The organism is Pectobacterium versatile, from assembly GCF_003932035.1.
In the GTDB taxonomy this organism is placed as follows: Bacteria; Pseudomonadota; Gammaproteobacteria; order Enterobacterales; family Enterobacteriaceae; genus Pectobacterium; species Pectobacterium versatile.
The window spans coordinates 4,676,756-4,695,617 of sequence record NZ_CP034276.1; the positions used below are offsets into that span (position 1 = coordinate 4,676,756).

The following is an 18,862-nucleotide window of genomic DNA, read 5'->3' on the forward strand; positions in this document are numbered from 1 at the left end:
TTTCGCTCTCGCACAACCATCAGAACCAATCCTAAAACAAGCTGATTATCAAAATCTCTCTGAGTCACTCTCAAAACACCTTCGGTGTTGTAAGGTTAAGCCTCTCGGGTCATTAGTACTGGTTAGCTCAACGTATCGCTACGCTTACACACCCAGCCTATCTACGTCGTAGTCTTCAACGGCCCTTCAGGGGTATCAAGTACCCAGGGAAGACTCATCTCGAGGCAAGTTTCCCGCTTAGATGCTTTCAGCGGTTATCTCTTCCGCACTTAGCTACCGGGCAATGCAATTGGCATCACAACCCGAACACCAGTGGTGCGTTCACTCCGGTCCTCTCGTACTAGGAGCAACCCCTCTCAATCTTCCAACGCCCACGGCAGATAGGGACCGAACTGTCTCACGACGTTCTAAACCCAGCTCGCGTACCACTTTAAATGGCGAACAGCCATACCCTTGGGACCTACTTCAGCCCCAGGATGTGATGAGCCGACATCGAGGTGCCAAACACCGCCGTCGATATGAACTCTTGGGCGGTATCAGCCTGTTATCCCCGGAGTACCTTTTATCCGTTGAGCGATGGCCCTTCCATTCAGAACCACCGGATCACTAAGACCTGCTTTCGCACCTGCTCGAGCTGTCACTCTCGCAGTCAAGCTAGCTTATGCCTTTGCACTAACCTCCTGATGTCCGACCAGGATTAGCTAACCTTCGTGCTCCTCCGTTACGCTTTGGGAGGAGACCGCCCCAGTCAAACTACCCACCAGACACTGTCCGCAACCCGGATCACGGGCCCACGTTAGAACATCAAACATTAAAGGGTGGTATTTCAAGGTTGGCTCCACGCAGACTGGCGTCCACGCTTCAAAGCCTCCCACCTATCCTACACATCAAGGCTCAAGGTTCAGTGTCAAGCTATAGTAAAGGTTCACGGGGTCTTTCCGTCTTGCCGCGGGTACACTGCATCTTCACAGCGAGTTCAATTTCACTGAGTCTCGGGTGGAGACAGCCTGGCCATCATTACGCCATTCGTGCAGGTCGGAACTTACCCGACAAGGAATTTCGCTACCTTAGGACCGTTATAGTTACGGCCGCCGTTTACCGGGGCTTCGATCAAGAGCTTCGCCTTGCGGCTGACCCCATCAATTAACCTTCCGGCACCGGGCAGGCGTCACACCGTATACGTCCACTTTCGTGTTTGCACAGTGCTGTGTTTTTATTAAACAGTTGCAGCCAGCTGGTATCTTCGACTGATTTCAGCTCCATGAGCAAGTCACTTCACCTACCATCAGCGTGCCTTCTCCCGAAGTTACGGCACCATTTTGCCTAGTTCCTTCACCCGAGTTCTCTCAAGCGCCTGAGTATTCTCTACCTGACCACCTGTGTCGGTTTGGGGTACGATTTGATGTTACCTGGAGCTTAGAGGCTTTTCCTGGAAGCGTAGCATTGGTTACTTCATCACCGTAGTGACTCGTCATCACGCCTCAGTGTTAATGACGACCCGGATTTACCAAAGTCATCCACCTTCACGCTTAAACCGGGACAACCGTCGCCCGGATAACCTAGCTTTCTCCGTCCCCCCTTCGCAGTAACACCGAGTACAGGAATATTAACCTGTTTCCCATCGACTACGCTTTTCAGCCTCGCCTTAGGGGTCGACTCACCCTGCCCCGATTAACGTTGGACAGGAACCCTTGGTCTTCCGGCGTGCGGGTTTTTCACCCGCATTATCGTTACTTATGTCAGCATTCGCACTTCTGATACCTCCAGCAACCCTCACAGGCCACCTTCGACGGCTTACAGAACGCTCCCCTACCCAACAACACCTGAGTGTCGCTGCCGCAGCTTCGGTGCATGGTTTAGCCCCGTTACATCTTCCGCGCAGGCCGACTCGACCAGTGAGCTATTACGCTTTCTTTAAATGATGGCTGCTTCTAAGCCAACATCCTGGCTGTCTGTGCCTTCCCACATCGTTTCCCACTTAACCATGACTTTGGGACCTTAGCTGGCGGTCTGGGTTGTTTCCCTCTTCACGACGAACGTTAGCACCCGCCGTGTGTCTCCCGTGATAACATTCTTCGGTATTCGTAGTTTGCATCGGGTTGGTAAGTCGGGATGACCCCCTAGCCGAAACAGTGCTCTACCCCCGAAGATGAATTCACGAGGCGCTACCTAAATAGCTTTCGGGGAGAACCAGCTATCTCCCGGTTTGATTGGCCTTTCACCCCCAGCCACAAGTCATCCGCTAATTTTTCAACATTAGTCGGTTCGGTCCTCCAGTTAGTGTTACCCAACCTTCAACCTGCCCATGGCTAGATCACCGGGTTTCGGGTCTATACCCTGCAACTTAACGCCCAGTTAAGACTCGGTTTCCCTGCGGCTCCCCTATACGGTTAACCTTGCTACAGAATATAAGTCGCTGACCCATTATACAAAAGGTACGCAGTCACCCTGATTAATCAAGGCTCCCACTGCTTGTACGTACACGGTTTCAGGTTCTATTTCACTCCCCTCGCCGGGGTTCTTTTCGCCTTTCCCTCACGGTACTGGTTCACTATCGGTCAGTCAGGAGTATTTAGCCTTGGAGGATGGTCCCCCCATATTCAGACAGGATGTCACGTGTCCCGCCCTACTCATCGAACTCACAATTTGTGCATTTTTGTGTACGGGACTATCACCCTTTACTGTGCGACTTTCCAGACGCTTCCACTAACACACAAACTGATTCAGGTTCTGGGCTCCTCCCCGTTCGCTCGCCGCTACTAGGGGAATCTCGGTTGATTTCTTTTCCTCGGGGTACTGAGATGTTTCAGTTCCCCCGGTTCGCCTCATTACGCTATGTATTCACGTAATGATAGTGTGTCGAAACACACTGGGTTTCCCCATTCGGGTATCGTCGGGTATAACGCTTCATATCAGCTTACCGACGCTTATCGCAGATTAGCACGCCCTTCATCGCCTCTGACTGCCTAGGCATCCACCGTGTACGCTTAGTCGCTTAACCTCACAACCCGAAGGTGTCTTAAAGACATCATCGCGCTGCGATTATTTGAGAGACTCATTGACGCACTGATACACCATTCATACCCGCAGGTATCAATGCATGTTCAGCTGTCATGTTTCAATTTTCAGCTTGTTCCAGATTGTTAAAGAGCAAAACTTCGCAGTGTACCCAAACAGGTACACTCTGAAGTTTTCTATATAGCGAGTAGTGATGGTGGAGCTATGCGGGATCGAACCGCAGACCTCCTGCGTGCAAGGCAGGCGCTCTCCCAGCTGAGCTATAACCCCATCGTTGCTTACAGATACCTTAGATACCACTCATGGAAGAGTTGGTAGGCCTGAGTGGACTTGAACCACCGACCTCACCCTTATCAGGGGTGCGCTCTAACCACCTGAGCTACAAGCCTATTAAGGTATTTCTGCTCGTTATTTTCATCAGACAATCTGTGTGAGCACTTCACTTAACACACATCTTCTTGGTAAGGAGGTGATCCAACCGCAGGTTCCCCTACGGTTACCTTGTTACGACTTCACCCCAGTCATGAATCACAAAGTGGTAAGCGCCCTCCCGAAGGTTAAGCTACCTACTTCTTTTGCAACCCACTCCCATGGTGTGACGGGCGGTGTGTACAAGGCCCGGGAACGTATTCACCGTAGCATTCTGATCTACGATTACTAGCGATTCCGACTTCATGGAGTCGAGTTGCAGACTCCAATCCGGACTACGACGTACTTTATGAGGTCCGCTTGCTCTCGCGAGGTCGCTTCTCTTTGTATACGCCATTGTAGCACGTGTGTAGCCCTACTCGTAAGGGCCATGATGACTTGACGTCATCCCCACCTTCCTCCGGTTTATCACCGGCAGTCTCCTTTGAGTTCCCGACCGAATCGCTGGCAACAAAGGATAAGGGTTGCGCTCGTTGCGGGACTTAACCCAACATTTCACAACACGAGCTGACGACAGCCATGCAGCACCTGTCTCAGAGTTCCCGAAGGCACTCAGCTATCTCTAGCTAATTCTCTGGATGTCAAGAGTAGGTAAGGTTCTTCGCGTTGCATCGAATTAAACCACATGCTCCACCGCTTGTGCGGGCCCCCGTCAATTCATTTGAGTTTTAACCTTGCGGCCGTACTCCCCAGGCGGTCGATTTAACGCGTTAGCTCCGGAAGCCACGCCTCAAGGGCACAACCTCCAAATCGACATCGTTTACAGCGTGGACTACCAGGGTATCTAATCCTGTTTGCTCCCCACGCTTTCGCACCTGAGCGTCAGTCTTTGTCCAGGGGGCCGCCTTCGCCACCGGTATTCCTCCAGATCTCTACGCATTTCACCGCTACACCTGGAATTCTACCCCCCTCTACAAGACTCTAGCCTGTCAGTTTTGAATGCAGTTCCCAGGTTAAGCCCGGGGATTTCACATCCAACTTAACAGACCGCCTGCGTGCGCTTTACGCCCAGTCATTCCGATTAACGCTTGCACCCTCCGTATTACCGCGGCTGCTGGCACGGAGTTAGCCGGTGCTTCTTCTGCGAGTAACGTCAATCGATAAGGTTATTAACCTTACCGCCTTCCTCCTCGCTGAAAGTGCTTTACAACCCGAAGGCCTTCTTCACACACGCGGCATGGCTGCATCAGGCTTGCGCCCATTGTGCAATATTCCCCACTGCTGCCTCCCGTAGGAGTCTGGACCGTGTCTCAGTTCCAGTGTGGCTGGTCATCCTCTCAGACCAGCTAGGGATCGTCGCCTAGGTGAGCCATTACCTCACCTACTAGCTAATCCCATCTGGGCACATCTGATGGCGAGAGGCCCTAAGGTCCCCCTCTTTGCTCTTGCGAGGTTATGCGGTATTAGCTACCGTTTCCAGTAGTTATCCCCCTCCATCAGGCAGTTTCCCAGACATTACTCACCCGTCCGCCGCTCGTCACCCAGAGAGCAAGCTCTCCTGTGCTACCGCTCGACTTGCATGTGTTAGGCCTGCCGCCAGCGTTCAATCTGAGCCATGATCAAACTCTTCAATTTAAGATTTGTTTGATTTGCTGAACTCGCCAGCGATGCTCAAAGAATTAGTAACTGTTCATTCGTAATGAATTTTACTGTTGTTCACTCTTCAAGACTTTTTTATATCGTTAAGATACGGTCTTGTGAGTGCCCACACAGATTGTCTGATTAAATTGTTAAAGAGCAGTGCCACTTCATCGGTGGCGCGGGCTGCATATACTATGCTTTTCCGCTGTGAAGTCAAGTCATTACTGACTGCTTCGTTGAATCTTTTTGCTGTCACCACAACCGCGTGTCGCTGTTGCCGTGTCAGTGGATGCGCATTATAGGGACTTCTCGCACGCTGACAAGCGCTAAATGCAAAAAAGTTATCGCTTGTCTACTATTTGCCCACAAGGCTATGAAAGTGGCAGTTTTTCCAGCGAATCGAAGCCATAACGCTGCAATATTGGCCACAGCGTAGCGACTTTAGGCGTAATCGCCAGGCAATAAACCAGATTCTTATCTGTCGAAAGTGGGGGATTATCCAGATTAGCAATCAGCCATGCTGTTCTTTTAGCTATAGCAGCGCCAGAATCCACAAGACGCGTACCATCTGGCAAAGCCATTTTCAGTTCTTCTGCTAATAATGGAAAATGCGTACACCCAAGCACGACCGTATCTGGCGGTTCCGGTAAACGCAGCCAAGGGCGCAGAATTTTTTGCAATTCAGAAATAGAGATCGTCTCACCCTGCAATTTCGATTCTGCTAACTCGACCAGTTCTGACGATCCCAATGACAAAATCTGGCAATCCGTCGCAAAACGGGCAATCAGTTCGTGCGTATAGGGGCGTTGAACCGTTGCGCGAGTCGCCAATAGGCCAACAACACCGTTGCGTGTCAGCTTAGCCGCCGGTTTAACCGCTGGGACGACGCCCACGACAGGGAAAGTAAAGCGCTCACGTAGCGCAGGAAGGGAAATCGTACTCGCCGTATTGCAGGCAATCACAACTAATGCAAGCTGATGGCGTTGTTGAACTGCGTTAACAATCTCAACCACGCGCTCGATAATGAACTGCTGTGATTTCTCACCATAGGGAAACGCTTCATTATCGAATGCGTATATATAGTGAAGATCCGGCAAGAGCTGCCGGATTTCGTCATAAACAGACAGCCCGCCTACGCCGGAATCGAAGACCAGAATCGTAGGACGGGATGGCAGGTTAGAAGGTATAGCTTCCTGTGAGATAGTATTCTCGCCCTGCCGTGCGGTAGCCATATGCCGTCTCATAATCTTTATCAAACAGGTTGGCGATTCTACCACGAACTGTCAGATGAGAGGTGATCGGATATGAGGCTGCGAGATCCCACAGACTTACACCGCCTAACTTCACAGTCTGGAAAGTGTTGTAATCCGTGTCATAACGCTGGCCTAGATACTGGTAAGTCACCGACCAATCAATATTGGCTACATCCCAATCCAACTGGTACTTGACCTGCTGTTTAGCGCGACGCAATAACACTTTATTAGTCTGGCTATTACGCGGATCGAGATAATCAAAAGAAACCTTATGAGACAAAGGACCAGTATCGAAAGATGCCGTTGCTTCGGCACCTTTGATTCGTGCTTTTTGGATGTTGCTATAGCGATTTGTTGGATCAAAGTTGATGAGGTTGTCAATATCATTGCGATAGCCAGACAGCCTCCAGTTAACCGGGCCTGTCAAACCTTCGAAACCACCTTCCCACTGCTTACTTTCTTCTGGCTTAAGATTGAGGTTACCGTACTTTTCGCTGTAGACCTGATTCAGGTTCGGTGCTTTATAAGCAGTACCATAAGAGGCAAAAATACTGTACCCCTCAATAAACTCCCACGCAGCACTCGATTGCCAAGTGTTATGCCAGCCAAAAACATTATTGTCATCGCCTCTAACAGCACCTTCTAGCGTCACACTGCTTATTTTTTGTTGGGCAGTGGCGTAGATACCGACGTTACGCTGCTCATGCCCAGCAATCACGTAATTTGTACCCGGCTGTGATGTCTGTTTTTGCCAGTCCACACCCGCACTGGCACTCCCTGCGCCAACGGCAAGCGTATTACCCCATTGCAGATTATATTGCTTTACATTGTCCAACGTTGATGCGGGGCTATAACGTCCCTTAGCAGGATCAAAATTTAGATCCTTGGTATGACTATAACTGGCGACTAATTGGCTCGAATAAATATCTCGGTTAAATTGCAGGCCTGTATCCCACGTTTGACTATAAAGCTGTCGAATACTCGGTGTACCTAATACAGCCCAGGTCGTGTTATCAAGAGCGTCATAGCCATCATAATTGGTTCTATTATCAAAACCATAGCCACGTAGAAAACCGCTAAACTCATCATTGAACTGCTGTTTCACCGCACCATAAATGGATTTGCTCATGAATCCATCACGATCTGGCTGACGCGGCGCATCAGCAGCGGCGATGTCAAACCCTTTAGTGTAGGCGTAGTTACCCGCTAGCGTGACCGTTGTACCGCTATCTAAAGTCTGTTGAGTTGCCAGATCATAGGCTTGGTAACCTTTTGAACCAACACCCGCAGCCAATGTAGTACCATTTTTCTCTCTGGTGGTAATAATGTTTACCACGCCACCAATAGCATCAGAGCCATAGACCGCAGAACGTGCACCACGGATATATTCAACCTTTTGTACCAAAGAAAGAGGGATTTGGCTGAGGTCAGAAGAGCCGCTAATACCGGCTTGATTCAAACGAATGCCGTCCATCAAAATAAGAACATGCCTGCTCTCAGAGCCTCTGATACGTAATGTACTCTGTTGTCCCAATCCACCACTCTGCTCAATATCCACACCCGGCAAACGACGCATTACGTCAGCAACGCTTTTCGCCTGCCAGCGGTCGATCTCTTCTCTTGTGACTACAGTCGTGGGCGCCAGCACAGAAGAAACCGGCTGTGCGAAACGATTTGCGGTTACCACTACGTCATCGGTATTTTTTTCCGATGACGAATTTGGAGATGAACTGTTTTCCTGCGCCCAGCCAGAAAATGCCGTGACGGAAAGCGCCGTCAGCAGCGAAACTTTTTTAATCATTGTTAAAGCATCCGAGAAATAATAAGGATGCCGCAGGCTCTGTTAATAGCACGCGATATGCAGAACCAATTGCGACGTATTCCGGCAGGTCTTCGGGCTTGGATGCCATTGTTACCACAAACCGTCAACGACGGTAAGCGATACAACGAAAGCGATGACTTCCCATCTATAAAAGACAGTGTCTGCATAATAATGCTATCGCCGGGGCTTTCCTTACCGCTGCGCGTCAGCTCCAGATTTACACTGGATTCCCTTTTGACTTGTGATACAAGGCCGGACGCTCATCCTACAATCGCGAATTGTGGAAGTCTAGACTTCTATATCACTACAGGATAATAACGTAACAAAACTGGACTTCCTGGCCGGATTCCCTACAATTCCCGGCCAATAACACCCTTTTAGACGCTGTTTAGACGAGAAAACCATGACGCCAGAAATCCTGCCCATCGAACAATACGACGACCAGCTTGCAGAGAAAACCGAGCGTCTGCGTGGAATGATGGCACCTTTCAATGCACCGGAGCCTGTCGTCTTCCGTTCTCCCGTCAGCCACTATCGGATGCGTGCCGAATTCCGTATCTGGCACGAGGGTGACGAGCTTTATCACATCATGTTTGACCAGCAAACCAAACAGCGTATTCGGGTCGATCGCTTTCCGGTAGCCAGCGAACTGATCAATCGCCTGATGCCGGAACTGCTTGCCGCCATTCAGCCTGACCCCGTACTGCGCCGTAAACTGTTCCAGATAGATTATCTGTCGACCATGAGCGGCGAAGTGATTGTTTCGCTGCTGTATCACCGCGCACTGAACGAGGAGTGGCAGGAACATGCCCGCGCGCTACGCGATAGTCTGACGGCGCAGGGGTTCCGTCTACAGCTGATTGGCCGCGCGACAAAAACCAAAATCTGCCTCGATCGCGATTATGTCGATGAATGCCTGCCGGTTGCCGGGCGGGATATGATTTACCGACAGGTAGAAAACAGCTTCACGCAGCCAAATGCTGCAATCAATATTCAGATGCTGGAGTGGGCGCTGGATGCAACAGTGGGATCAACAGGGGATTTGCTGGAACTGTATTGTGGTAACGGTAATTTTTCACTCGCGCTGGCAAGAAATTTCGAACGCGTACTGGCAACCGAAATCGCCAAGCCATCCGTCGCGGCGGCACAATATAATATCGCAGCGAATCAGATAGAGAACGTGCAGATCATCCGCATGGCGGCAGAAGAGTTTACGCAGGCCATGCAGGGCGTGCGTCAGTTTAACCGTTTACAAGGTATCGATCTGACAAGCTACCAGTGCGAGACCATTTTTGTTGACCCACCGCGCAGCGGACTGGATGACGAAACGGTGAAACTGGTGCAGGCGTATCCACGCATTCTTTATATTTCCTGCAACCCAGAAACGTTGAGCAACAACCTGCAAACGCTATCGGAAACCCACGACATTCGCCGTCTGGCGCTGTTCGACCAATTCCCTTACACCCACCATATGGAGTGTGGCGTGTTGTTGGAAAAACGTCAGTAATGCACACAATCTGGCGAGTTGCCCCGCCAGCATCTACCCGCTACAGCGTCTCGCTCTCGTCTGCGGATAAGGTATCCGTCTCTTTTCTGCGGCGCAGCTTTAGGCCAATCCAGAAAACCAACACCACGCACAGGATTGAAGGAATAAAGTTCGATCCAATGGCGGGATATTCAACGCGCACGATGGCGCTGTAAATCAGTAATCCCAGCAGAAAACTGGCCGCCGCCAGCATCGGAATGCCTTCCGGCATACTGTGGTGCAAATAACGTTGATGCAGGCAGTAAATAGACAATACCAGCGCAATCAGGGGAAAAATCGAGAACGGAACAATGCTACTGAACAGGGCGGCAAATGCGCCGTTTACGGATAAACCCACAATCAACGCCAGAACCAGCGTACCTTTTTCTTGATGAGGTTTGTCTGTCATGGTTTCTCCCTTTTCATGTTGTTGGTATAGAGGATTTATGGCACGGTAAAGCTACTATCGTGTTCTTTTCTGTACCAGTAATAAGCACCTTTGGCGATCATCCGCAGTTGCAGTACTAGCCGCTCTTCCAGCTGTTTACGCTGTTCCAAGGAAACATCCAGAGCTTCGGCCCCCGCGCTGAAAACAATGGTCACCATCGCTTCCGACTGCGCTTCCGCGAAACTGCGGGGAATATGGTTTTCCACCTCAAGATAATCCGCCAGTTCAGCGATAAAATGCTGAATTTCCCGCGCGACCGCCGCACGGAACGCCGCCGACGTACCTGAGCGCTCACGCAGCAACAGCCGGAACGCATTAGGATTATTGCCGATAAATTCCATGAAGGTGGAAACCGATGTCCTGATTACGCTACCGGTTTTGGCGATACGTTGCCGAGCCTGCCGCATTAACTGGCGCAGCATCAGCCCGCTTTCGTCGACCATTGTCAGCCCCAGCTCATCTACGTCACGAAAATGACGATAGAAAGAGGTCGGCGCGATACCCGCCTCGCGGGCAACTTCACGCAGGCTCAGGCTGGCAAAGCTGCGCTCAGCGCTTAACTGGCTAAATGCAGCTTCAATAAGGGAACGACGAGTCCGTTCTTTTTGTTGTGCTCTGACACCCATTATGCTGCCCAAATGATCTACTCCCTTTTCCAGAGAGGCACTATAGCAAACTTTATTGTCCGCAGAATGAGACAAAGTTTGCCATATTAAGAATGTGAGAATCTGTTTCCATAGTAAAGGCAGGGATGATTGGGTTCTTCCGCAGTCGATGCTACAATCGCACGATGTTAAGGCCACGTTATTATTTTGTATAAAAACAGGTTTAACCTACCATGACTCTAGAACATCAATTCGATTACGATGCCATCGTTATTGGTTCCGGGCCCGGCGGTGAAGGTGCAGCAATGGGATTGGCCAAGCACGGGGCCAAAATTGCGGTGATTGAACGTCACTACAATGTCGGCGGCGGCTGTACCCACTGGGGTACGATTCCTTCCAAAGCCCTCCGCCACGCGGTCAGCCGTATTATCGAGTTCAATCAAAACCCCCTCTACAGTGACAACTCCCGCATCATTCGCTCCTCATTTTCCGACATCCTGCGCCACGCCGACAGCGTCATTGGTCAGCAAACTCGTATGCGACAAGGATTTTATGAGCGTAATCAGTGCGAGCTGTTTTCCGGTGAAGCCAGCTTTATCGATGCACACACGATTGCCGTTCACTACCCAGACAATACCCATGAGACGCTAACCGCCGCGAATATCATCATTGCGACCGGTTCACGTCCGTATCATCCGGCAGACGTCGATTTCAACCACCCACGCATTTATGACAGCGACTCGATTCTGCAACTCGACCACGAGCCTCAACACGTCATCATCTATGGTGCAGGCGTTATCGGCTGCGAATATGCCTCTATCTTTCGCGGCCTGAGCGTGAAGGTCGATTTAGTCAACACCCGCGACAGGCTGTTGGCCTTTCTCGATCAGGAAATGTCGGATGCCCTGTCCTACCATTTCTGGAACAACGGCGTGGTGATTCGTCACAACGAAGAATTCGAAAGTATTGAAGGGCTGGCTGACGGCGTTATCGTCAATCTGAAATCAGGCAAAAAGATGAAGGCAGATTGTCTGCTCTATGCCAACGGGCGCACGGGGAACACGGAAACGCTGGGGCTGGAGAATATCGGCCTGAGCACCGACAGCCGCGGGCAGCTCAAGGTCAACAGCATGTACCAGACGGCGCTGGCGCATATTTATGCCATCGGCGATGTCATTGGCTATCCAAGCCTGGCATCGGCGGCGTACGATCAGGGTAGGCTTGCCGCACAGGCGATTATCAAAGGCGATGCCAGCGCGCATCTGATCGAAGATATCCCGACCGGTATTTATACCATCCCGGAAATCAGCTCCGTGGGGAAAACCGAGCAAGAGCTCACCGCGATGAAGGTGCCTTACGAAGTCGGGCGGGCACAGTTTAAACATCTGGCACGGGCGCAGATTGTTGGGATGAATGTGGGGAGTTTAAAGATTCTGTTTCACCGCGAAACGAAACAGATTCTGGGTATTCACTGCTTTGGTGAGCGCGCCGCTGAGATTATCCACATCGGGCAGGCCATCATGGAACAGAAAGGTGAAGGTAATACTATCGAATATTTCGTTAATACCACCTTCAACTATCCAACCATGGCAGAAGCGTACCGCGTAGCGGCGCTAAACGGGCTTAACCGCTTATTTTGACAGGGTTTCCATATAGCCCTGCATATGCTCGCGGATGGTATCAGCAAGTTGCTCATAGCGTCCGCGCAGCGGTGAACCAGGGCGGTACACCAGCGCGATAGTGCGCTTGGGCTCCGGTTTATAGCACGGCAAATAGCAGACGCCATCGCGTTCGCGTTCGCGCGGAACAGACAATGCTGGCAGCAGCGTAATACCGCTTCCGGCTGCGACCATGTTGCGCAGCGTCTCCAGACTGGTCGCCCGGAAATGCGTATCTTCATCCGCCCCCGCCTGAAAACAGAAGCCCATCGCCTGATCGCGCAGACAGTGGCCGTCTTCCAGCATCAACAGTTTTTCGCCCGCCAGATCGGACATTGCCACGCGTTCGCGGTTCGCCCAAGGGTGATCCTGATAAATCGCCAGCTTCATCGGCTCATCAAACAGAGGAACTTCGATAAAGGCTTCGGACTCTTTCACCATCGCCAGAATGGCGCAGTCCAGTTTGCCGCTGTCCAACTGGGCCAGCAGTTGATGGGTTTGCGCTTCGTGCAGGTACATTTCGAGTTTGGGGAACGTGCGATGCAGCATCGGAATGATTTGCGGCAGCAGATAAGGCCCTACAGTGGGGATCAGGCCGATATGCAGTGGCCCAGACATGGTTTCGCCCTGCTGGCTCGCCATCTCTTTTAATACTTTGACCTCGCGTAATACCGTTCGTGCCTGCTCGACCAGCAGCAGCCCAGCCTGCGTAAACAAGACCTTGCGACTGGTTCGTTCCAGCAGCATCACGCCGAGTTCATCTTCCAGTTTACGAATCTGTCCACTGAGTGTTGGCTGACTCACATGGCAGGAATCTGCCGCACGCCGAAAGTGACGATGTTCTGCCAGCGCGACAAGATACTCTAAGTCCCGAATATTCATTATTATTCTCCTTATCATGATAGCTAACAGCGATAGATAGGATATCAATGAACGATAATCCCTATCAACATCCAAAATGAATAATATATCCCACCAAAGCGTATCTATTTATTTCTACAGGAATAAAACAATATTTTTACGATTTCGGTACCACGGGTATATACCCTAAATAATTCGAGCTGCAGGAAGGCGGCAAGAGAGAGAATCCCGATGAGCTTACTCAAGTAAGTGATTCGGGTGAACGAACGCAGCCAACGCACATGCAACTTGAAGTATGACGGGTATACCTACTGGGCTTCAGCCACGCTATAACAAGCAGACTAACCTCTTCAAGCGATTTGGCAGCGACAGCATTTTGTGTGTGTCGGCCAACGATACTCCCGCGCTCGACACCGGGAAATCTGACCAGCAGGCAAAGCCATTAACGGTGGGAATAGGCAGAGAGAAATAGAGGATTCGAATAGTCAGGGAAGTGGTCATAACGCCGCCGAGCGGTCATCGTACTGTTATGAGTGATAGAAACGATTATTTATAGAGACTACTAGCGATAAAAACGGGATAAGAGATAAAAACAGGCGCTGGGGATAATCATTGAATCGGTCAGTAGCAATCGGTCTAACCGCGTGAATAGGAATCTCATCCCTGAGACTCCTCCTTTTCAGAGCCGCCGTAAGTGACGTTGAAAGGCATTCCAATACCGTTACTCTTCGTCACCGCGTTGCGGCCTCTTTCTTCCTGAAATCTTGCGCGTCGCCTCAGCGTGCTACATCAGGGCGGACGCCCAGCGTATGGCAAATCGCATAGCTCAGCTCCGCGCGGTTCAGCGTATAGAAATGGAAATCTTTTACGCCTTCGCGGCTGAGAATTTTCACCATATCCATGGCGATAGACGCCCCCACCATTTTGCGGGTTTCTGGATCGTTATCCAGGCCGTCAAACATGGTCGTCATCCAGTTCGGCACACGGACGTTGGTCATCGTGGCAAATTTCTGCAACTGTTTGAAGTTCGATACTGGCAGAATGCCCGGCACAATTTCTACATCGATGCCCGTTGCCACGCAGCGGTCACGGAACCGCAAATAGCTTTCTACGTCGAAAAAGAACTGTGTGATAGCGCGATTCGCGCCGGCATCAATCTTGTGTTTCAGGTTAATCAGGTCAGCCTGCGCGCTTTTCGCTTCAGGGTGTACTTCAGGATAGGCGGCAACGGAAATATCGAAATCACCGACCTCTTTCAGCAGCGAAACCAGATCCGCCGCGTACATGTCCGGTTTGCCGCCTTCTTGAGGCAAGTCGCCGCGCAGCGCGACAATATGGCGGATACCACTCTCCCAGTAATCCTGAGCGATTTCACGTAGCTGTTCGCGTGAAGCATCGATGCAGGTCAGGTGAGGTGCCGCTTCCAGACCGGTACGCTCTTTAATCGTTTTGATAATGCTGTGAGTACGGTCACGCTCGCCAGAATTCGCCCCGTAAGTCACGGAAACAAACTTGGGCTTCAGGCTGCTCAGTCGATCGATAGAGCTCCACAGGGTTTCTTCCATATCGCTGGTACGTGGCGGGAAAAATTCAAATGACACATTAATTCGTCCCTGCAATTCCGCCAGACTTTGATTCAGCGCTTCCCGCTGGTTTGCGTGAAAAAAGCTCATACCTGCTACCCCGTTGACCGTGACTGTTATTATCATTCGATACACGTCTATACGTTTAGACGTCTATATAGAAAATGACGTAATCTGCTTAAAGAGTCAACGTTTTTCAGCATGACAAGCCGTGATGATTGCTCACGGTAAATGAAAAAAGTTCATGATGGGTTTCCAGCAAAAGTGCTGCCTCTTCGTCACATTGTTATGTAGATGCGGAGACGGTTTCGTGCGTCACAATATTGCTATTCCATGCTACTTCGTCGCACACGCCCGACACGGGGCGGCTCAGACGCCGCTCGCCCCGTGACCCCAGGCTTTCGGCGGGAATTATGCCGCTGACGCGGTGCCTTCGTCGGTATCTGGCTTTACGGACCGCTTGCGACCTGCGGCTCATCCTAATCCAGCTATCTCCTCAGCATAATTTTTTACGCCGGATAACAGCAAAACCTTCACTCAGACTGCATAAAAATATGATTAAACGATAAGGAACACGCCATCAGCCACAGGGGAAATCGTGAAAATGTACGGTATGCCCTTCTTCTGTCGTCAGAAAAATAGCGTACTGTGGGGCTTCCAGACTGGTTTCAAATCCCGGAGCGAAACGCAGGGCGGACTGATGGTTTGTGCCGCGTACCGTGCTGAATGATATTCCTCGCCAGCCGCCGCTGGCAGGCCGATGCACGTGCCCCGCAGAAATATGCCGCACATTACCGAAGCGGTGGCACACATGATATAGCGCCTCTGCCGCTTCGGGAGCCAATCGAACGTTATCCAGCGCCGGAAGCCCGATCGCCATCGGAGGGTGATGTAGGAACAGGAACACGTTCTTTCCTTCCGTAGCATGAAGCTGCTGTTCCAGCCACGCTAGCCGCACTGAACACAGCGTTCCGGCCACCTCACCAGCCTGCAACGAGTCCAGCAGAATGACGCAATCCTCCCCAACTGCTGTCACGCTCTGCACAAACCCGTTTTCATCCACCAGCGTCGGGAACTGGGCCAAAAACGTCTCCCGGTCGTCGTGATTTCCCATCGTCACACGCCAGGGAAGCTGTAGTTCAGCCAGCGCCGAGGCCAGAAACGCATAGGATTCCGCACTGCCGTCATCGGACAGATCGCCGGAGATGACCACCAGATCGGCATCGCGATGGTGTGCGTTGATATCGGCAATCGCCGCTTTCAGTTGCTGTTCGGGATCGCGACCATGCAAATTACCGCCTTGTGCGGTCAGATGGAGGTCGGAAAGTTGAATCAGTTTCATATGTATCCTCGGTTTCACTATCGGCGCGCTATCGCCTGCCAATACCGTTATGCCGACTGGCGGCGGATGAGCGGTGCAGCCACTTTCGCTCGACACGCGGGTTCTTGTACCTGAGACTGGCGTCGATCGAGCAACGCCAGTGCCTGAGCCGCCATCGTTGCGGGATCCTGACGAAACGTCGTCAACGCATAGGCATCCCACCCCGCGGCAGGAATATCATCAAACCCGATGACCATAAGATCCTGCGGAACGGCAAGCCCACACTGCTTTGCACGATCGATCACGCCGAACGCGACCAAATCGTTAACGCAGAACACCGCATCTGGTCTGACACCTTCTGGGAGCGAAAACAGCGTCTGCCCCACCGCCAACCCATCGTCATAATCTGTATCAGTGCCGCGCACTACGGCCACGGGTAGTCCTAACGCGCGAGCCTCCTCACAAAACGCCTGCTCGCGTTCAATAATATTGGGCGTTGCCGACGCCGCTCCGGCCAAAGCCAGACGCGTTCTGCCCGACGAGGCAAACAGCCGCGCGGCCATACGGGCGGCGGTGTCATTATCGATGTGTACGCTGTCACACGCAGGTTCGTGCCGCCCAATAACAATCAGCGGCTGGCCATTTAGCTGCGCCAGTTCGACAAATTCTTTTGGCGGCGAGCCGGAAAGCACAATCGTCGCTTCCGCACGGTGACCAAACAGGATGGAGCGCGCAGCGGCCATCGCTTCCCGCACATGGCCGGTATTGATGAGCACGGGAATCGAACCGCGTTGAATTAACGCCTGCGACAGCTCTGCGACCAAATTGGCGCGAAACCCGACCTCGGGGTGCGTCACCACCAGCCCAACCAGACGACTGCTGTTCGCCAGCAGGCCGCGCGCCAGATCGTTAACCTGATACCCCAGCTCTTGCGCTGCCGTCATCACTTTGGCATAGGTAGCAGCCGACACGCTGGCGCCGGGAGTAAAACTGCGGGACACCGCCGAGCGCGATACACCAGCCCGACGCGCAACATCCTGTGCGCTGACGTAACCCGGTTTACCCACCGTCATTTCCCTATCCTTGCCATTACGTCGGCCTTCAAGAAACGCTCCACCACCAGCATGAACAGCACGGAAGGAATCAGCAGCACCAGCGCAGTAATGGAAGCGATCTGATAGTTACCGCCCGCCCCTGCGGTATAGAGCAGCAGCGGCATCATCTGCACATCCGGAGCCCCCACAAAGTAGCTGCCAGTAAACTCATCCAGCGATTCGAGGAAGACGAAGATGGCCGATGCCATCAGCCCCGGCATAGCCAGCGGCAAGGTGATATCGACAAAAGCACGCCACGGCCCGGCACCAATTGAACGCGCCGCCTGCTCCATTTCACGCCCTACCGCCGAGAACGCCGCTGAGGCAATCCAGACCGCAAACACCAGCCCGTGAACCGTGTGAACCAGCACGACACCCAGCAACGTGCCGTTCAGCCCCCACTGATAGAACAGGCGGGCAATGTTGACGTACACCGTCAAATTCGGGAACGCCTGCGGGATCAGGAATACCAGCAGTATCAATCCACGAGCAGGCAGCGGCAGACGCGCCAGTGCATATCCCGCCGGAATCGCCAGAGACAACGAGGCCAGCACGGTGAACACCGCCACCAGCACGCTATTTCCTAACGCTTCCCAAGCCACACCGCGCGGCGAAAACACCCGCTTCCAGAAGGCGAAGCCCCAATCATTGGGCAGCAGGTGAGGATAGAACCATTTCTCCGCTACCGACCACAGCAGGAGGTTAGCCAATGGCCCAAAGATCAAGAAGATCAGCGTCCCCAGAATCAGCATTCTCGGGATCCACCACAGTACGTTCTTCATGCTTTCTCCCTCATGTTCAAGCGGAGATAAATCACGGCAAACAGGCCGGTCATCAGCAGGGAAATCACCCCCAACGCATTCGCGACGCCGTAATCGCCGTAGGCGTTAATGCGGAAGGCAATGTTGGCGGTGAGCATCGTCGGCGACTGGGCATTGATCATCATCGGTACGGACAGCACCGACATCATGGTGACGAAAGAGAGAATGAGTCCGGTGAGCAGCGTTTGCCCAACCTGAGGCACCACAATTTCACACAGGATACGCAGGCGAGATGCGCCTAAATTACGGGCGGACTCTATCATCGTGCGATCCAGCGACGCCATCGCGCCTGCAACCAGCAATGCCACAAACGGCGTCTGTTTCCAGACGAAAGCGAACACGATGCCGCGCCAGTCTAGCCAGTTGCTGGCGCTGGCGAGATCGACAATGCCAAGCGTATCCAGCGCGCCATTCAGCCAGCCGTTCTTGGCCAGAAACGTGCGTAAAATTTGCCCGGTCACGATAAACGGGATAAACAGCGGCCAGCGATAGACCCAGCGCAGCAGCGCCACCATGCGCGGGCTTTCCCCCAGCGTCAGGTAGCCGCCGATCATGACGGACAGCAGTCCGATCAGTAGCGTCGCGAGGCTCACAATCAGTAAGGTAAACAGGATATCGGACAGATACAGCGTCAATGCCGTGACAAAATTATCAATGCCCACGCCATTCTGACTGACAAAAGCGCCCCCAACAGACAGCCCCAGCGGCGTGATAAAACAGACAGCCACCACCGCCAGCGCGGGTAGCACAAGCGCGATACCCGCCAGTCGGGAAGAGAATTGGGATACTTGCAACATGAATGTCTCCGCGCTCTGGCTTCATCCCACCAGAGCGCATGTGATG

At 52.3% G+C, this 18,862-nt stretch carries 12 protein-coding genes, 2 tRNA genes, 2 rRNA genes and 1 riboswitch; of the genes, 2 read left to right on the top strand and 14 right to left on the bottom strand.

Annotated elements, in window-relative coordinates; all coding sequences use genetic code 11:
• Positions 1-91: 91 nt before the first annotated feature.
• From EIP93_RS21200 to btuB, 6 genes are all read right to left on the bottom strand, one after another.
• Positions 92-3,001 (bottom strand): 23S ribosomal RNA (locus EIP93_RS21200).
• A gap of 211 nt (positions 3,002-3,212) precedes the next feature.
• A tRNA-Ala gene (locus tag EIP93_RS21205) sits at positions 3,213-3,288 on the bottom strand.
• Between the two features lie 42 nt (positions 3,289-3,330).
• A tRNA-Ile gene (locus EIP93_RS21210) sits at positions 3,331-3,407 on the bottom strand.
• A gap of 73 nt (positions 3,408-3,480) precedes the next feature.
• Positions 3,481-5,022: ribosomal RNA gene (locus tag EIP93_RS21215) — 16S ribosomal RNA — on the bottom strand.
• The 16S and 23S rRNA genes sit together here with 2 tRNA genes alongside, the layout of an rRNA operon.
• 377 nt (positions 5,023-5,399) lie before the next feature.
• Positions 5,400-6,260 carry a glutamate racemase gene (gene murI, locus EIP93_RS21220; RefSeq protein WP_103862281.1) on the bottom strand — a complete coding sequence of 287 codons (861 nt, stop codon included), beginning with the start codon at positions 6,258-6,260 and terminating at the stop codon, positions 5,400-5,402.
• The gene (gene btuB / locus EIP93_RS21225; RefSeq protein ID WP_125233234.1) at positions 6,205-8,082 is read right to left on the bottom strand and encodes a TonB-dependent vitamin B12 receptor BtuB; all 1,878 of its coding nucleotides are present in this window, start codon (positions 8,080-8,082) and stop codon (positions 6,205-6,207) included. The genes murI and btuB overlap by 56 nt, the downstream gene beginning before the upstream one ends.
• A gap of 66 nt (positions 8,083-8,148) precedes the next feature.
• Positions 8,149-8,373, bottom strand: a riboswitch (cobalamin riboswitch).
• Between the two features lie 133 nt (positions 8,374-8,506).
• Between btuB and trmA the strand changes: the two genes are divergently transcribed.
• Positions 8,507-9,610, top strand: coding sequence for a tRNA (uridine(54)-C5)-methyltransferase TrmA (trmA, locus tag EIP93_RS21230; protein WP_125233235.1), 1,104 nt, complete (start codon positions 8,507-8,509; stop codon positions 9,608-9,610).
• Between the two features lie 40 nt (positions 9,611-9,650).
• Here trmA and EIP93_RS21235 read toward each other — a convergent pair whose 3' ends face one another.
• Together EIP93_RS21235 and fabR are read right to left on the bottom strand one after the other, a co-directional pair.
• Complete coding sequence (locus EIP93_RS21235) at positions 9,651-10,037, bottom strand: YijD family membrane protein (protein ID WP_125233236.1); 387 nt, start codon at positions 10,035-10,037, stop codon at positions 9,651-9,653.
• 35 nt (positions 10,038-10,072) lie between these two features.
• Positions 10,073-10,702, bottom strand: coding sequence for an HTH-type transcriptional repressor FabR (gene fabR / locus EIP93_RS21240; RefSeq protein ID WP_010308157.1), 630 nt, complete (start codon positions 10,700-10,702; stop codon positions 10,073-10,075).
• 212 nt (positions 10,703-10,914) lie between these two features.
• Here fabR and sthA point away from each other — a divergent pair, with 212 nt between their 5' ends.
• Positions 10,915-12,321, top strand: a complete 1,407-nt coding sequence (gene sthA / locus EIP93_RS21245; RefSeq protein WP_103862284.1) for a Si-specific NAD(P)(+) transhydrogenase — start codon at positions 10,915-10,917, stop codon at positions 12,319-12,321.
• Here sthA and oxyR read toward each other — a convergent pair.
• The 6 genes from oxyR to EIP93_RS21275 form a co-directional block, all read right to left on the bottom strand.
• Positions 12,313-13,221, bottom strand: coding sequence for a DNA-binding transcriptional regulator OxyR (oxyR, locus tag EIP93_RS21250; RefSeq protein ID WP_010308165.1), 909 nt, complete (start codon positions 13,219-13,221; stop codon positions 12,313-12,315). The genes sthA and oxyR overlap by 9 nt on opposite strands.
• Before the next feature lie 755 nt (positions 13,222-13,976).
• Entirely contained in the window at positions 13,977-14,873 is an 897-nt protein-coding gene (gene metF / locus EIP93_RS21255) for a methylenetetrahydrofolate reductase (protein WP_103943600.1), read from the bottom strand.
• Between the two features lie 490 nt (positions 14,874-15,363).
• On the bottom strand, positions 15,364-16,125 hold the full coding sequence (locus EIP93_RS21260; protein ID WP_109226203.1) for a phosphodiesterase: 762 nt from the start codon (positions 16,123-16,125) through the stop codon (positions 15,364-15,366).
• A gap of 47 nt (positions 16,126-16,172) precedes the next feature.
• Positions 16,173-17,177, bottom strand: coding sequence for a LacI family DNA-binding transcriptional regulator (locus tag EIP93_RS21265; RefSeq protein WP_109226202.1), 1,005 nt, complete (start codon positions 17,175-17,177; stop codon positions 16,173-16,175).
• On the bottom strand, positions 17,174-17,980 hold the full coding sequence (locus EIP93_RS21270; RefSeq protein ID WP_039281140.1) for an ABC transporter permease: 807 nt from the start codon (positions 17,978-17,980) through the stop codon (positions 17,174-17,176). Before EIP93_RS21270 ends, EIP93_RS21265 begins: the two co-directional genes overlap by 4 nt.
• Positions 17,977-18,816, bottom strand: a complete 840-nt coding sequence (locus tag EIP93_RS21275; protein WP_125233237.1) for an ABC transporter permease — start codon at positions 18,814-18,816, stop codon at positions 17,977-17,979. Before EIP93_RS21275 ends, EIP93_RS21270 begins: the two co-directional genes overlap by 4 nt.
• Positions 18,817-18,862: the final 46 nt, after the last annotated feature.

Coding starts and splice junctions, on each gene's coding strand:
- murI (WP_103862281.1), bottom strand. CDS start 6,260: ATGGCTACCGCACGGCAGGGCGAGAATACTATCTCACAGGAAGCTATA.
- btuB (WP_125233234.1), bottom strand. CDS start 8,082: ATGATTAAAAAAGTTTCGCTGCTGACGGCGCTTTCCGTCACGGCATTT.
- trmA (WP_125233235.1), top strand. CDS start 8,507: ATGACGCCAGAAATCCTGCCCATCGAACAATACGACGACCAGCTTGCA.
- EIP93_RS21235 (WP_125233236.1), bottom strand. CDS start 10,037: ATGACAGACAAACCTCATCAAGAAAAAGGTACGCTGGTTCTGGCGTTG.
- fabR (WP_010308157.1), bottom strand. CDS start 10,702: ATGGGTGTCAGAGCACAACAAAAAGAACGGACTCGTCGTTCCCTTATT.
- sthA (WP_103862284.1), top strand. CDS start 10,915: ATGACTCTAGAACATCAATTCGATTACGATGCCATCGTTATTGGTTCC.
- oxyR (WP_010308165.1), bottom strand. CDS start 13,221: ATGAATATTCGGGACTTAGAGTATCTTGTCGCGCTGGCAGAACATCGT.
- metF (WP_103943600.1), bottom strand. CDS start 14,873: ATGAGCTTTTTTCACGCAAACCAGCGGGAAGCGCTGAATCAAAGTCTG.
- EIP93_RS21260 (WP_109226203.1), bottom strand. CDS start 16,125: ATGAAACTGATTCAACTTTCCGACCTCCATCTGACCGCACAAGGCGGT.
- EIP93_RS21265 (WP_109226202.1), bottom strand. CDS start 17,177: ATGACGGTGGGTAAACCGGGTTACGTCAGCGCACAGGATGTTGCGCGT.
- EIP93_RS21270 (WP_039281140.1), bottom strand. CDS start 17,980: ATGAAGAACGTACTGTGGTGGATCCCGAGAATGCTGATTCTGGGGACG.
- EIP93_RS21275 (WP_125233237.1), bottom strand. CDS start 18,816: ATGTTGCAAGTATCCCAATTCTCTTCCCGACTGGCGGGTATCGCGCTT.